This window comes from Streptomyces sp. MGP-BFMKR1 (genome assembly GCF_057766585.1).
The window spans coordinates 1,741,428-1,756,210 of the sequence record NZ_CM173408.1 but is presented as its reverse complement, the minus strand read 5'-3'; the positions used below and the strand labels follow the sequence as shown (position 1 = coordinate 1,756,210).

General features: G+C 73.7%; 11 protein-coding genes and 1 pseudogene. 6 read left to right on the top strand and 6 right to left on the bottom strand.

Annotated features, from left to right (window positions below; genetic code table 11):
* The first annotated feature begins 43 nt into the window (after positions 1-43).
* The 3 genes and pseudogenes from AC3CHW_RS06430 to AC3CHW_RS06420 all read left to right on the top strand — a co-directional run bounded on the left by AC3CHW_RS06430 (position 44) and on the right by AC3CHW_RS06420 (position 3,641).
* The gene (locus AC3CHW_RS06430; RefSeq protein ID WP_398611296.1) at positions 44-886 is read left to right on the top strand and encodes a carbohydrate ABC transporter permease; all 843 of its coding nucleotides are present in this window, start codon (positions 44-46) and stop codon (positions 884-886) included.
* On the top strand, positions 886-2,214 hold the full coding sequence (locus AC3CHW_RS06425; RefSeq protein ID WP_488469846.1) for an ABC transporter substrate-binding protein: 1,329 nt from the start codon (positions 886-888) through the stop codon (positions 2,212-2,214). The genes AC3CHW_RS06430 and AC3CHW_RS06425 overlap by 1 nt, the downstream gene beginning before the upstream one ends.
* Before the next feature lie 157 nt (positions 2,215-2,371).
* Positions 2,372-3,641: pseudogene (locus AC3CHW_RS06420) on the top strand (macrolide family glycosyltransferase).
* A 131-nt stretch (positions 3,642-3,772) separates the two neighbouring features.
* On the opposite strand, the gene AC3CHW_RS06415 reads toward AC3CHW_RS06420, so the two are convergent.
* A complete protein-coding gene (locus tag AC3CHW_RS06415) occupies positions 3,773-4,918 on the bottom strand; it encodes an FAD-dependent oxidoreductase (protein ID WP_488469845.1) in 1,146 nt (381 codons plus the stop codon).
* Between the two features lie 203 nt (positions 4,919-5,121).
* Here AC3CHW_RS06415 and AC3CHW_RS06410 point away from each other — a divergent pair, with 203 nt between their 5' ends.
* Positions 5,122-5,715: a TetR/AcrR family transcriptional regulator gene (locus AC3CHW_RS06410; RefSeq protein ID WP_488469844.1), complete on the top strand. Its 594-nt coding sequence runs from the start codon at positions 5,122-5,124 to the stop codon at positions 5,713-5,715.
* An 81-nt stretch (positions 5,716-5,796) separates the two neighbouring features.
* A complete protein-coding gene (locus AC3CHW_RS06405) occupies positions 5,797-6,348 on the top strand; it encodes a GNAT family N-acetyltransferase (protein ID WP_398611222.1) in 552 nt (183 codons plus the stop codon).
* Between the two features lie 75 nt (positions 6,349-6,423).
* Here the strand turns inward: AC3CHW_RS06405 and AC3CHW_RS06400 are convergent, their stop codons facing one another.
* Positions 6,424-7,080 (bottom strand): maleylpyruvate isomerase N-terminal domain-containing protein, encoded by a 657-nt coding sequence (locus AC3CHW_RS06400; protein WP_488469843.1) that lies wholly within the window; start codon positions 7,078-7,080, stop codon positions 6,424-6,426.
* Positions 7,081-7,300: 220 nt separating this feature from the next.
* On the bottom strand, positions 7,301-10,120 hold the full coding sequence (locus AC3CHW_RS06395) for a hypothetical protein (protein WP_488469842.1): 2,820 nt from the start codon (positions 10,118-10,120) through the stop codon (positions 7,301-7,303).
* Between the two features lie 998 nt (positions 10,121-11,118).
* On the opposite strand from AC3CHW_RS06395, the gene AC3CHW_RS06390 reads away from it, so the two are divergent.
* Positions 11,119-11,994: a hypothetical protein gene (locus AC3CHW_RS06390; RefSeq protein ID WP_398611225.1), complete on the top strand. Its 876-nt coding sequence runs from the start codon at positions 11,119-11,121 to the stop codon at positions 11,992-11,994.
* 150 nt (positions 11,995-12,144) lie between these two features.
* Here the strand turns inward: AC3CHW_RS06390 and AC3CHW_RS06385 are convergent, their stop codons facing one another.
* From AC3CHW_RS06385 to AC3CHW_RS06375, 3 genes are read right to left on the bottom strand one after another with little or no spacing between them, the layout of a single operon-like run.
* A complete protein-coding gene (locus tag AC3CHW_RS06385) occupies positions 12,145-12,930 on the bottom strand; it encodes a sirohydrochlorin chelatase (RefSeq protein WP_459247723.1) in 786 nt (261 codons plus the stop codon).
* Between the two features lie 10 nt (positions 12,931-12,940).
* Positions 12,941-13,933, bottom strand: a complete 993-nt coding sequence (locus tag AC3CHW_RS06380) for an ABC transporter permease (protein WP_488469841.1) — start codon at positions 13,931-13,933, stop codon at positions 12,941-12,943.
* Entirely contained in the window at positions 13,920-14,714 is a 795-nt protein-coding gene (locus AC3CHW_RS06375; RefSeq protein ID WP_459247725.1) for an ABC transporter ATP-binding protein, read from the bottom strand. Before AC3CHW_RS06375 ends, AC3CHW_RS06380 begins: the two co-directional genes overlap by 14 nt.
* Positions 14,715-14,783: the final 69 nt, after the last annotated feature.

The following is a 14,783-nucleotide window of genomic DNA, read 5'->3' as shown; positions in this document are numbered from 1 at the left end:
GCTGTCCCGGCCGCGCGCGGCGTCGTCCCGGCGGCGCGCCGGAGTGTCCCGGGGCGGCCGGCGCCGGGCGGCGCGCGCCGGTCAGTACCTGGCGCTCCTGGGCTACCTGGTCTTCCTCGCCTTTCCCCTGCTGTGGCTCGTCTCCACCGCATTCAAGCCACCCACCGAACTCGCCACCCTGCACCCGACCTGGCTGCCGGAGCGCCCCACGCTCGACAACTTCCGGCGCGCCTTCGACGAGCAACCGCTGCTGCGGGCCGCGGGCAACAGCCTGCTCACCGCCGGGAGCGCCGCCGCGATCTCGGTGCTGATCGCCACGCCCATGGCCTACGTGATGGCCCGGCACCGCTCCGCGCTCTCCCGCGCGGCCACCGGCTGGGTGGTGGTCAGCCAGGCGTTCCCGTTCGTGCTGGTGATCATCCCGCTGTTCCTGATCCTCAAGGAGTTCCGGCTCATCGACGAGCCCGCCGGGCTGGTCCTGGTCTACGTGGTCTGGTCGCTGCCGTTCGCGCTGTGGATGCTCGCCGGGTACGTGCGGGCCGTCCCGCCCGAGTTGGAGGAGGCCGCGGCGGTGGACGGGGCGGGCCGGCTGCGCACGCTGGTCTCGGTGACGGCTCCACTGCTCGCGCCCGGCATCGTGGCCACCGCGCTGTTCACGTTCATCACCGCGTGGAACGAGTTCTTCTTCGCGCTCGTCCTGCTGAAGACCCCGGAGAAGCAGACCATGCCGGTCGTCCTCACCCACTTCATCGGCACCGAGGGCGTCGCCGACCTCGGGCCGCTGGCCGCCGCCGCGCTGCTGGCGACCCTGCCGTCGCTGGTGCTGTTCGCGTTCATCCAGCGCCGGATCACCGGCGGCCTGCTGGCCGGGGCGGTGAAGCACTGATGGCGGGCAGCCCGCACGAGCCGGCCCGTACGTCACCGCTCTCCCGCCGCCTGCCTCGCCGTCGCCTGTTGGCCGCGGCCGGGGCGGCCGGCGTCGGCGCGCTGGTGCCCGGGTGCGCGAGCGGGGGCCGGGGCGGCCTGCGCTTCCTCTCGCTGGCCTGGCAGCAGGAGTCGGTGCGGGCCAACAAGCGGTTGGTCGCGGAGTGGAACGAGGCGCACCCGCGGTCCCGGGTGACCTACGTCCAGGGCAGTTGGACCAGCGTGCACGACCAACTCCTCACCTCCTTCGAGGGCGGCGAGGCGCCGGACATCATCCACGACGCCTCCGACGACCTCGCCGACTTCGCCTACGGCGGCTACCTCGCCGACCTGGGCGACCTGCTCCCGGACCGGCTGCGACGCGAGATCCCGCCCCACAGTTGGCGGACCGCGACCTTCGGCGGGGGTGTGTACGGGGTGCCGTTCCTCCAGGAGCCCCGCATGATCATGGCCAACCGGAGGTTGCTGGCCGCCGCCGACGTGCGGTTGCCCACGGCGCGCGAGCCCTGGACCTGGGAGGAGTTCGCGGACGCCGCCGGGCGGCTCACCCGTGGCGCCACGTACGGGGTGGCCTGGCCGCTCAAGGAGCCGGTCTCCGCGACGCTGAACCTCTCGCTGTCCACCGGCGGACACCTGTTCCACCGTGGTGACGAAGGCAAGGTCACCATCCGCTACACGGCGCGCGACCGGGTGGTGCCGAACGCCATCCGCGACCAGGTGGTGCGGGAGAAGTCGGCATCCCGCAGCACCCTCGGCATGAGCGGTGCCGACACCCTGCCGGGCTTCTTCGGCGACCGGTACGCGATGGTGCCGCTCGGCTTCTCGTACCGGCAGCAGATCGTCCAGCAGGCCCCGCGCGGCTTCGACTGGGTGACGCTGCCCGCGCCCGCCGGCCCCGGCGGCGACCAGCGACAGGGCGTCAGCCCGCAGACGCTGTCGATCGCGGCGGACTGCCGCCGCAAGGAGGAGGCGATGGCCTTCGTCGACTTCCTGTTGCGGCCCGCGAACATGGTGCGGCTGGCCCGCGGCGACTGGCTGCTGCCCACCGGCACCACCGCCCTGGCCGACCCGGCGCTGGGCACCCCGCGGCATGGCTGGGCCACCGGCACCGCGCTCGCCGGCCACCTGCGCTCGGCGCCCGCCCAGTCCGTGCGCGGCTACCCGGAGTGGAAGGACAAGGTGGCCACACCCGCCTTCCAGGAGTTCTACAGCGGCGCGATCGACGACGGCGAGCTGCGGGACCGACTGGTCTCCGACGGCAACCTGGTCCTCGCGCGCTACCAGCGCTGAGCGCCACCGGCTGGGGGCTCGGCGGGGCGGCCGGGCCCGCATCCGCCTTGCCCCGAGCCGCCTTCGCCCCGAGCCGCTGAGCCCCCATCCGCCGAAACCCGGAACCCCGACCGGCCCCGAGCCGCCGTCCCGTGCCCCAGGGAGATGGACGAGACGTATCGTCTTGCACGAGACGTATCGTCTCGCGTACAGTCCCGATCATGACGACAACCGAACGCGCCCACATCGCCATGTTCAGCATCGCGGCCCACGGGCACGTCAACCCGAGCCTTGAGGTGATCCGAGAACTCGTCGCCCGCGGCCACCGGGTCACCTACGCCATCCCCGCCTCGTTCGCGGAGAAGGTCGCCGCCACCGGCGCGGAGCCGGTGATCTACACCTCCACCCTGCCGATGGACGACGAGCCGGAGGCGTGGGGCACCGAACTCATCGACTACCTGGAGCACTTCCTGGCCGACGGCATGCAGATGCTGCCGCAACTCCTCGACGCGTACGCCGGCGACGAGCCGGACCTGGTGCTGCACGACATCACCTCGTACCCGGCGCCCATGCTGGCCCACCGCTGGGGCGTGCCGGCCATCCAGCTCACGCCGAACCTGGTGGTCTGGGACGGCTACGAGGAGTCCGAACTGGCCCAGGGGTTCGAGGAGATGAAGCGCACCCCGCGCGGCGCCGCCTACTACGACCGCTTCGCGGCCTGGCTCGCCGAACACGACATGACGCACACCGACCCGGCCCGGCTGGTCGGGATGCCCGAGCGCGGCATCGTGCTCATCCCCAGCGCCCTCCAGCCGCACTACGACAAGGTCGACACCTCCGTCTTCACCTTCGTCGGCGCCTGCCAGGGCGACCGCGCCGACCAGGGGGAGTGGCACCGCCCCGCGCACCTGGACGAGGGGACCAAGGTGGTGCTCGTCTCGCTGGGCTCCGCCTGGACCAAGGAGCCCGCCTTCTACCGCGAGTGCCTCGCGGCCTTCGGCGACCTGCCCGGCTGGTACCTGGTGCTCCAGATCGGCAAGTTCGTGGACCCCGCCGAACTCGGCCCGATACCCGACAACGTCGAGGTCCACTCGTGGGTGCCGCAACTGTCCATCCTGCGTCAGGCCGACGCCTTCATCACCCACGCCGGGGCCGGCGGCAGCCAGGAAGGGCTGGCCAGCGGCGTGCCGATGGTGGCGGTGCCGCTGGCCACCGACCAGTTCGGCAACGCGGCCATGCTGGCCGAGCTGGGCGTGGCCCGGCACGTGCCCATGGCGGAGGCCACCGCCGACACGTTGCGCACGGCGGTGCAGGGCCTGGTGGCCGACCCCGAGGTCGCCGCGGCCGTGCACCGGATGCGGGAGCGCACGGCCGCCGAGGGCGGGACCGAGCAGGCCGCCGACCTCATCGAGGCCGCGCTGCCCGGGCGCGCCGCGCGACAGGGTTAGGCGCGCCGCGCGGGCGCCCACGCAGCTGGCCGGACGCCGCTACGCACAGGGTGCGGCGCTCAGGCGTCGGCATCGCCTCCAGCGAAGTGTGGCGCTCAGGCGCGGGCGTCACCTCCGGCGGGGCGTGCCGCTCAGGCGCGGGCGTCGCTGGCGCGGCCGAAGTCGGAGACCCCGGCGGACAGCAGGTGCTCCGCGCCGCCTTCGAGGGCGCGGGCCGTCTCGACGGAGCGGGGCAGCATGGCCTCCTCGTACGCGCGGACGGCCTCCGCCACGGTGGTGGCGCTCGCGAGGGCGAGGGCGAGTTCGCTGGCGTCGAGCAGGGCGAGGTTGACGCCGACGCCGAGTGGGGGCATGAGGTGGGCGGCGTCGCCGAGCAGGGTCACCGTCGGGCAGTGCCGCCAGGTGTGCGGCACCGGGAGGGCGAGGATCGGGCGGTCGACGTAGGGCCCGTCGTTGGCGGTGACCAACTGCCGCATCCGGGGCGACCAGTCGGCGTACGCGTCCAGCAACAGGGCGCGGATGCCGGCGGTGTCGTCGGCGGCCAGGCCGCTCGCGGCGATCCAGTCGACCGGGGCGCGCTGAATGAGGTAGACGCGGATCTGGTCGCCGCCGTTGCGCTGGGCGAACAGGCCGCGGTCGCCGTCGGCCGCGGCGGCGCTCCCCGCGCCGACCAGCGCGGCGATCTCGGGATGCCGGCGCTCGACGTCGGAGAACCACGCCTCCAGGAAGCTCACCCCGGTGTACTCGGGGACGGCGGGGGACACGGCCGGGCGCACCCGCGAGAAGGCCCCGTCGGCGCCGATGACCAGGTCGGTCTCGACGCTCGTGCCGTCGGCGAAGTGCAGGCGCCGGGGCCCGTCGGCGGGCCCGTCGACCGTGTCGAGGGCGCGGCCCCAGCGGACGGTTCCCGGCTCCAGGGAGTCGAGTAACAGGTCGCGCAACTGGCCGCGATCGATCTCCGGTTGGAGGAGTTCGCCGGCCTCCGGGACGGAGTGGAACAACAGTGACCCCGAGGGGTCGAGTTGGCGCATCTCCTGCCCTTCGGGCCGGGCCAGTGAGAAGAAGTCATCGAGCAGGCCGGCCGCGCGCAGGGCGCGTTGACCGTTGTCGACGTGCAGGTCGAGGGTGCCGCCCTGGTCGCGCGCGGTCGGGCCGGGGTCGCGCTCGTACACGGTGACCGCGAGGCCGTGCCGCTGGAGGACCCGGGCGCAGGTCAGACCGCCGGGCCCGGCGCCGATGACGCTGATCCTGGCGTGGGCGGGTGCTGGGGAGTCCATGGCTGTTCCTTCTGGGGTCGATGGCGGGATGCAGGGGTGCAGAAACGCAGGGTGCAGGGGTGCAGGGATGGGGCGGGCAGGGGCGGTCGGGGCATCGACCGTGGCGCCACCCAGGCGGGCTCCGCTCTCAGAACAGCACACCGAATAAAAAAGTGCAACGAGTCAACTTTTTGAACGAGACAACCATCGGCTACGCTCACGCCATGACCGAGCCCCCCGTCGGCCGCCGTGAACGCAAGAAGGCGGCCACCCGACAAGCCATCGCCGACGCCGCCCTGCGCCTCTTCCTGGAGCGCGGCTACGACCAGGTGAGCGTCCGCGACGTCGCCGAGGCGGCCGACGTGTCGACCACGACGGTGTTCAAGCACTTCAGCGGCAAGGAGGCGCTCGTCTTCGACCAGGAGGCGGACCGCGAGGCGGCGCTCGTCGCCGCCGTACGAGAGCGGCCCGCCGGCCGGAGCATCCCCGACGCCCTCCGCGAGCACGTCCTCGACACCTGGTTGCCCCTCGCGGCCCACCCTCAACTGCCCGACTTCGTCCGCCTCGTGGACACCACGCCCGCGCTGCGCGCCTACGCCGAGCGCATGTGGACGCGGTACACCGATGCCCTCGGCGCGGCCATCGCCGACGCGTGCGGCGTGCCCCACGACGACCCGGTCTGCACGGCGCTGGCCCGGTTCGTCCTGGAGGTCCCGACCCTCGCGCGCGGCCAGGCGGACCGTCGCGCCGCCGTCGAGGCGATCTTCGACATCCTCACCCGGGGCTGGCAGCCACCCCGCCCGCCCGGCGACGCCTGAGCCCGGCTCGCGCCGGCGGGGCCGCGTGACGGGCGGCCGGGCGACACGGGCGCGTCACATGGGCCGCGTACCGTCGTGCGGATGAACGCACAGGTCAGCGGGGACGGTACGGGGTCGGGCGCAACGGTGAGGCCGGGCGGCGAGGGCGACCTCGAAGAGTTGACCCGGATCTACAACCACTACGTCGTCCGGACGCCCATCACCTTCGACACGGAACCCTTCACCGCCGAGCAGCGGCGGCCGTGGCTGCTGGCCCACCCCGCCACGGGGCCGCACCGGCTGCTCGTGGCCGAGGCGGGCGGCACGCTCCTCGGCTACGCGACCAGCAGCGCCTTCCGGGCCAAGCCGGCGTACGCGACCTCGGTGGAGACCACCGTCTACGCGGCGCCCGAACAGGTGGGGCGCGGCGTCGGACGGTTGCTGTACGCCGCGCTCTTCGCGGCGCTGGAGTCGGAGGACGTGCACGTGGCGCTCGCCGGGATCACCGTGCCGAACGAGGCGTCCCGGCGCCTCCACGCACACGTCGGCTTTCGGCCGGTCGGCGTCTTCGAGCGCGTGGGGCGCAAGTTCGACAGGTTCTGGGACGTGGCCTGGTTCCAGAAGTCACTGTCCCCGCAGCGCGCGGACGGCTGACCCGCCGCCGGGCGCGACCGGGGCGCGGCCCGCCCGCGCCCCCGCGACCGACCAGGCGATCGACCAACCAGCGTCTCAGCCGATGACGAACGGCAACCGCTCGGCCAGCGCGCCGAGTTCGGCCACCTCCGCCTCCGTCGGCGCCCGCCGCCCGGTGCCGACCAGGAGCACGTCCCGGTCGCTGAACGACGCGGGGAACGCCGTGCCCGCGATCGTCTCCAGCGTGGCCCGACAGTGGGCGAGAGCATCGGCGGGCGGGCCCGCGACGTCCGGGAGGTGGGCGACCAGGTCGAGGTGGTGCAGCGTCCACTCCAGGACGTACGCGGTGCGGAAGTCGCCCACCGTCAACACCATGTCCTGGGTGCTCACCAGGGCGTCGGGATCGGCGAGTTCGGCCGCGCGCCCGGCGGCCGAGCCGACGTCGTCGAGGTGGAAGGCGAGCAGGTTCGGCTGTTCGTACGCGGCGGCCAACCGGACGATCAGCGCGTCGAGCGGGTCGTCACCGGTCGGCGGCTGCTGCGTGACGCTCCAGTACGTCACCGCGTCGGCGGTCGGCTCCGTCGTGGCGGGGGTGGCGAGGGTGATCAGGACGTCCTGCGCGTCGATCACCAGGTGGCAGACGAGGTCGCGGACGAGCCAGCCGGCGCAGCCCGACGGCTGCTCGAAGGCCCCGTCGGGGAGTTCGGCGACCGCCGCGCGCAGCGCCGCCCAGGAGTGCGAGAAGAGATCCACCCGGGCACGGTAGTGCGGCCCGTGACGGGCGAACAAACGAATTCGCCGCGGCCCGCCGCCTGTGGGGAGGGGTTCGCGCACACGCGCCGCGCCCCCACGCCGATCGGCGTGGGGGCGCGGCAACTCACCCGCGCGGAGTCGAAGGGTTGGCGAGCCGCGGGCGTCGCTGGGGCGCCCGCGGCGTGCGCCGGGCGGCGTGCGTCCGGCACCGGTCGGGGAGCTAGGAAGCGTCCCGCACCGTCCCGGTGACCAGCGGGCCCTCGTACTCCGCGCTGTCGTCGTCGAAGGTGACCAACCGGGCCTGGAGCAGCTCATCCGGCTCGGTGAGCGCGTCCTTGACGGTCGGCACGGTCACCACCGCGCTCAGCTTCCCCTCCTCCACCGGCACCGGGATGACCGGTGGCTGGGTCGCCTGGGAGAGCGGGCGAACGGGGGTCTGGTCCTCGTAGAAGACCTCCTCGAACCAACTCTTCTCGACATCGACGCTGGACAGCTCGGACCCACCGGCCGGGGCCTGGAGGCGCAGTACGGACCAGACGTCCGTGTCGGCGGCCTCGGACAGCGTCACCCGCCAACTCAGCGCCTGCCCCTCGGTGACCCGGTCCTTGACCGGTGTCACCGTGACCTTCGGCAGCGGGTCGTCGTCGCGTACGAAGACCCCGCCGTGGTCGGAGCCGACCGCCGTGCCGCGCAGCGCGCGTGCCGTGACCGAGTACCCGAAGTCGGCGCCGTAGCGGGTGTTGCCGCGCACGGAGAACGGAACGTCGATGGTCCGGGTGCCCGGGCGCACCGTCACCGTCCGGTGTGTGTGCTTGCCCGTCGTGCCGTCGGTGGTGATCAGCCGGACCTGGCCGGTGCCGTGGCTGGCGACGCGGATGGGTATCCGGTGCGTGCGGACGCCCGTGTCACCCTCCTTGACCTCCGTCCTGCCGATGTCGATGCGGGGCAGGGCGGCGGGCCGGACCGTGGGCGTGCCGGGGCTCCAGCCCCACGCGTCCACCAGCCAGGCGCGGCCGGGGCCGCCGCGCGGCGTCAACTCCAGCGAGGCGACCCGCTTCAGGTCGAGCCCGGCCCGTGCGGCGGCCGACAGCGGCACCCGCACCTCACGTCCCCACAGGGACGCGGTGCGGTCGGTGCCCGGCAGCCCGTCCACGCGCACCCGGCCCAGCGTCGCGCGGTGGCCCGCCGCGTCGGTGAGGGTGACGTCGAGCGAGGTGCCCGAGGTGTTGGGCGGCACCATCACGCGCAGGGCCAGCGCCTGGGAGCCGGCGACCGAGACCGGCCGGGGCAGGCCGATGCGGGCCGGGGTGCCCGCCTTGGACCAGCGCAGCGCGACCGCGTGCCGCTCCGGCTCGCCGGGCGTGTACCAGAGCGAGAAGTGCGGGGACCTCTGGCTGGTCTCCGGCGGCAGGCAGGGCGTGCCGGCGGTGTTCTCGTCCGAGTCCATCTGTACGCACATCCGCGCGCCGGAGACCTTCAGTGAGGTGTGCGGCACGACCAGCGGCGTGCGCCGCCCGCCGACCGCGTGGCTGAGTACCCGCGCCGGGCCCGCCGACGGCGCGCGCCGCTGGGACCCGTCGAGCAACGGGCGCACCCGGTCGTCGCCCGCGACGAACAGGCGGGCGGCGGCGGCGATGTAGGTGGCTCCGGCCCGCTGTTGGTCGGCGGCGCTCAGCCGGGTCTTGGCGCTCGGCGCGCAGACCCGGTCCGGTGCCTCGGGGTCTTGGTAGAAGTCGTCATCGGCCGGCGCCTCGGCCTGGCCGGGCGTCCACTCCGTGTTGAAGAAGTTGTGGTTGGCGCCCACCACGTACAGCGCGCTGTGCAGGGCGGTGCCACGGCTGACGCCGCGCGTGCCGTCCACGTACACCTGGCCCTGGAGGTCGGACACGTCCCCGTCGCAGCCCGGCAGGATGGTCGCCGACGGCACGTCGGGCACGGGGTTCTGCCCGAAGATGGTCGGGCCGATCAGGACGTTCCCGCGAATGCGCCAGCGCACCGGGCCCCGGTAGCCGTCCTGCGCCGCCGGCGGGCGGCTGAGGCTGTCGAGCGCGGCGCGGTTGACGCCCTCGCCGCCGCGCGAGTGGCCCACCAGCAGCACGCGGGACAGGTCGGCCGGTGCCACCGCGCGCACCGCGCGCGGGGCTCCCTTCGGCCTGTCGGCCCACCCCGCCCAGCGGGCCAGGTGTTGGCGCACCAGCGAGGAGCGCGCCTGGGCGCCGCCGTCTTCCGCGGCGTCGTCCTGGCCGTTGACGCCGTTGGCCGAGAGGGAGACCGTCACGTAGCCCTGCGAGGCGAGCAGCTTCTGGGCCTGGAGGTAACCGCGGTAGCTGGGCACCGGCTTGCTGCCGGCCGCGCACGGCCAGTCGCCGGTCTGGTCGTCCGCGGACGGGCCGAAGCACGTGTAGTGGCGGCCGTGCAGGAACAGCGCCAGCGGCCGGCGGCCGGGGGCGTTCGTCGGGCCCACGACCGTGGCGCGCATCTCCACCGGCTTGGCGAAGTCGGGGAGCCGTACGGCCGGCAGGTCGTACTCGCCGCTGGTGGTGCGGTAGCGGCCCGGTACGCCGGGGTCGACCGGGCCCACGGGCAGGGCCGCCGGCGGCTCGGCGGGGGTGGTGGGCCGGGCGGTGCGCGGTGCGCGGTGCCGGGGGGCCGCGTCCAGGCGGCGACCGCCGGCCCGGACCTGGAGCTCGTCCGTGAGCTGGGCCCGGGCGTCGTCGAGCGGCAGCCGGAACGTCCTGCCGTCCTTCGCCGCCGTCGGCCGCCCGACGAGCCGGTCGCCGGCGTAGAACTCGACGCGGGCGTCGCCCATGGGCACCGGTTCGCGCGAGCGCCAGACCAACTCCCGGTCGGCGCCCTCCCCGTCGAGCCGCCAACCCGCCGGAAGGCGCTCGGCGGTGACGCCCGACGGGGCGGTCGGTATGTGGGTGCCGGGTTGTTGCTGTGGCACGGGTCTCGGCGCCGCGTGCGCCAGCCCGGGCAACCCGGCCGCCAGCGCGAACACCGCGGCGGTGGCGGTGATCACGCGCGGGACACGGATCAAGGTGGACCTCCTCTTGGATCGGCGTTGACCGTGAGATCAGCCGGAGGACCCACGAGGCGGCGGGCCTCCGCTACCGCGGAGGATGCCGACCGCGCGCCACGGGTTGCCTGCCGCCCACACCGCGTCCGAGACGTCACATCCGACGGTGATATCTGTCCGAAAGCGGACTTGTGGGGCAGAGGGCGAGGGGCCTCAACGGTGCGTACAAGCCAACCGGTTGAGCCGCGCGGGAGAGCGAACGGGCGGCGCGCCACCGGGGCGTGTGGGGCGCATACACATGCGAGATCACGCACATGTTGCATAGGTAAATTGTGTCAGTTATTGCCAAGGAAGCAGACCGAAGTGCGCGACTTGCGCCACACACAGGCGACATGCGAGGCGTTGGATATGTCACAACGCCTCAACTTGGTTGTGTCGGCCGCCGTCGGTCGGCCAGAGTTTCGAGTCTCCTCGGGGGTGGCCGTGGCCGCGCCCGACGGAGCGGGAGAGCCGCGCGCCGGCTGTCGGTCGCGCGCGCCCCCAGGCGTCCGGCCGTCGCGCCCAACCCCCACGGGGCGCGACGGCCGGCCCCTTGTCCCGTGGTCCCTCCACCGCGTTCCGAAGGGTCGGCGGACCGCCTCGTGCTGACGCGCCCTCGTGCTGACGTGTCGTCGTACGGACGCGCCCGCCGCGAGGATGCGACGGCGTCGCCCGGCATCCGGTTCCCGTTCGCGAGTCGCCCGCTCGCCGCGCGCGGCCGTGGTCACTGTCCGTGTGGGATGCGCCACACCCGGGGCGCCGGGGAAGGGTTACGAGGGGAGCCGTCACGCCCGCTGACCGGCCAGTAAACCCGCCCGGCCGCCTCGCCGCGTTAGGTCAGTCACATGCCCGCTCACCTGCGGCTATTGCGCGGAAGTACCCCTTGTTCTGTTGGCCGGCGAGTTACCTTACCGCAACGTAGCGTGCTTAAGCTTTCCCCTGATCCTGGCACCCGCCACGAGAAGCGAGGACGACTGACAGTGGGCACGTTACGACTGACCGCAGCCGATCTGCGGGGATTCTCGGCGCCGCCCAAGGTGCGCAACCTGCACAACGGCTACCGCTCAGCCAGTTGGACAGCCCCGGCCAAGCTGGCCGACGGCTGCCGCGAGCGGATCTTCGACGTGGTGGCCGACGTCGCCACCCGGACCTTCGAGACCGACCACTCCAACTACTGGAAGGCGCGCAAGGAACAGAACTTCTTCGACCAGGTCTCCAACTTCACGCTGACCCTGGCGCCGGACGACGAGGTCGTCGGCTGGGCGGGATATCAGCGCAAGCGTTTCTTCGGCAAGCGCGTGGTCTACCTGGACGCGGCGGGGCTGCTGCCCGCGCACCGGCGCTCCAAGCTGTCGGCCCGGGTGCAGGCGCGGTTCCTGATCACCGAGGTCCTGTTGCGGAACCCGTTCGGACACACGTACGTGGTCCTGCGGACCCAGAACCCGGGCATACACGCCGGGTTCACCAAGACCTTCGGACCCGACCGCGTCTTCCCGCAGCCCGACCGCCCGGTGCCGGAGCAGGTGCAGCGCCTCGGCGTCGCCACCATGCGGTGGCTCGGCCACCGGCCCGAGCAGATCGACGCCGAGAAGCTCGTGGTCAGGGAGGCCCTGGGCGGCCTGCTGTCCCAGCTCTACGGGCAGGCGCCGCGCAGCGGCGACCCCGAACTCGACGGGTTCTTCGCCGAGCACATCGGCACCACGGACTGCTTCGCCCTGATCACCAAGGCCAGCGCCGGCCCGCTGCTGGCGTTCATGGCCCGCGAGGCCAGCCGCCAGGCGGCCACCCGGCTGGGGCGCCACCTCGGCGTCGCGCTGGGCGGCGTACGACACGCCATGCGCCGCGTCTCCCGCTGACGGCGCACCCGGGCCCGAGCGCGGGCCCGGCCCCTGACCGCACGTGGGGCAACGCCGCCGTGGAGCAGAGCATGGCAACGTTGCCCACCACCCTCCCGGCCGGTCACCCTCACCGGTCGGGCCCCGACCGAAGCGAGTGGGGCCGTACGGTCAGGCGCTGAGCGGTACGCCCAACGGCGTGCGCACCGCTCGCGCCTGACGCGCCTGCTCGTAGCGGCGCAGCACCAGCGCTGCCACCTCCGGAGCCGGCCCGAGCACGTCGGCCAGCACGTCGGCGCCGGCCCGCGCGGCCCCGTCCGCGATGCGGTCGGGCAGCCGCCCGGGCGCGATCACGTACGGCGCGACGGCCACCCGCCGGGCGCCGTCGGCGCGCAGCGCGCGCACCGCGTCCTCGGTCCGTGGGATCGAGGTGAGCGGGGCTGCCGCGGAGGCGAACGCAGGCCGCACGGCGCACCAACCGGTGTGCCGCCACTCCCGCGCGATTTCTGCGATCACTGCGATCGCCTCCGGGTCTGAGGAGCCCGCCGAGGCCAACACGACCCCGGTGGTACCGCGGTCGCCGGGGCGCACCCCGGCTTCCGCGAGGCGCCGCTCAAGGGCGGCGCCGAGCAGTGCGGACGGGCCGAGTACCGCCGCCTGCCGCACGCTCAGCCGCGGCAGCGCGGCGCGGGCCGCGTCGAGCACCGCGGGAATGTCGGCCTTGGCGTGGAAGGCGTGGGTGAGCAGCAGCGGCACCGCCACCACGTCCCGTACGCCGTCGGCCGCCAGCCGCGACAGCACCTGTGACACGCTCGGCGCGCAGAAGTCCAGGTAGCCGACCTCCACCCGCAGCCCCGGCCGCAGCGCCCGGACCCGAGCGGTCAGCTCGGTGACGGTCGCCGCGTGCCGCGGGTCGCGGCTGCCGTGCGCGATGATCACCAGTGCGTTCGCGTGCATCGACGTACCCCTAGCGGTTGCTGGCCAGCAGGCCGCGGCTGCGCAGCACCCGCCGCTCGATCGGCGCGAAGATCAGCAACTCGATGCCGATGCCCACGATGAGGATGAGCAGGATCGCCGCCAGCACCAGCGACATGTCCGAGTCCACCCGCGCCTGGTCCAGCAACTGACCGAGCCCGGTGCCCAGCTCCGGCGAGGTCGCGATCAGCTCGGCCGCCATCAGCGAGCGCCAGGAGAACGCCCACCCCTGCTTGAGCCCGGCGATGTAGCCGGGCAGCGCGGCCGGCAGCAGCACGTGGCGGATGCCGGCGAACCCGGTGGCCCCGATGGTGCGGCCCGCGCGCAGGTACAGCGGCGGAATCTGGTCGACCCCGGCGACCAGCCCGTTGGCGATCGAGGGCACCGCGCCGAGCAACACCACCGCGTAGATGGTCGAGTTGGTCAGCCCGAACCAGATGATCGCCGCCGGCACCCAGGCCACCGACGGCAGCGACTGGAGGCCGGAGAGGATCGGGCCGATGGCCGCGCGCACGAACCGCACCCGCGCCACCAGGAGACCCAGCGGCGTGCCGATGAGCAGCGAGGCCGCGAAGCCGAGCGCGCCGCGCGAGACGCTCTCCCACACGTAGCCCAGCAGCGTGCCGTCCAGCCACTTGTCCTGGAGGGCCCGTGCCACGTCGGCGGGGCTGGGCAACTGGTAGTGCGGCTTGACCTCGAAGTGGTAGGCGAGCTGCCAGGCCGTCAGGACCAGGGCGATCGCCACCACGGGCGGCACGACCTTGTCGAGCAGCACCCGGGCCAGCGGCACCCGGGTCCTGGTCTGGGTGTCCAGCGCGTCCAGGCCGGCCTCCAGGCCGGCGAGCTGGTCCGGGGTGCCCTCGGCCGCGTCGGTCGCGGCCGACTCCTTGGTGACGGTGGTGCCGGCGGCGCCACCCGTCGCCTGGGGCTCCGAGCCCGCTGGGCCCGCCGGTCCCGTGGAGGCGGAGTTGTCAGTGCTGGCCATGGCGCCGGATCTCCCCACGGAGCTGCTCGGTGATCTCTACGGACAGGTCGGCGACCGCGGCGTCCTCGATGCGCCGCGGGTGGGGTATGTCCACGGTCCACTCGCGGGCGATCCGGCCGGGCCGCGAGGAGAGCAGCACCACGCGCTGGGCGAGCCGTACCGCCTCGCTCACGTTGTGCGTGACGAACAGCACCGAGACGTGCGTCTCGGCCCAGATGCGGGTCAGCTCCTCGTGCAGCACGTCCCGGGTGATGGCGTCGAGGGCCGCGAACGGCTCGTCCATCAGCAGCAGCCTGCTGTCCTGGGCCAGCGCCCTGGACAGCGCCACCCGCTGCCGCATGCCGCCGGACAGCTCGTGCACCCGCTTGCCGTACGCGCCCTTGAGCCGCACCAGGTTCAGCAGCCGCTCGGCCTCCGGGCGCCGCTCCGCGCGCGGCACCCCCCGCATCCGCAGCGCCAACTCGATGTTCTTGCCGGCCGTCAGCCACGGGAACAGCGCGTGTTCCTGGAACATCAGGGCCGGCCGCCCGCCCGGCACGTCGATGCTGCCGACGGTCGGCTTGTCGAGCCCGGCGACCAGGTTGAGCAGCGTGGACTTGCCGCACCCGGAGGCGCCGAGCAGGCAGACGAACTCGCCGGGCGCGACGTCCAGCGCGATGTCGTCGAGCACCTGCTGCCGGGCGCCGGGGCGGCCGAACGACTTGGAGACGTGGTCGATGCGCGCGGCGTAGCCGCTGGACCGTTCCGTCGTGACGGGCTGTTGGGTGAGCGTGGCGGTCATGGCGTCACCTCCTGGGAAGGGGGCCGGTGGGCGGTAGGACGTGGGGGGCGGCGCGTGGGGGGTGGCGAG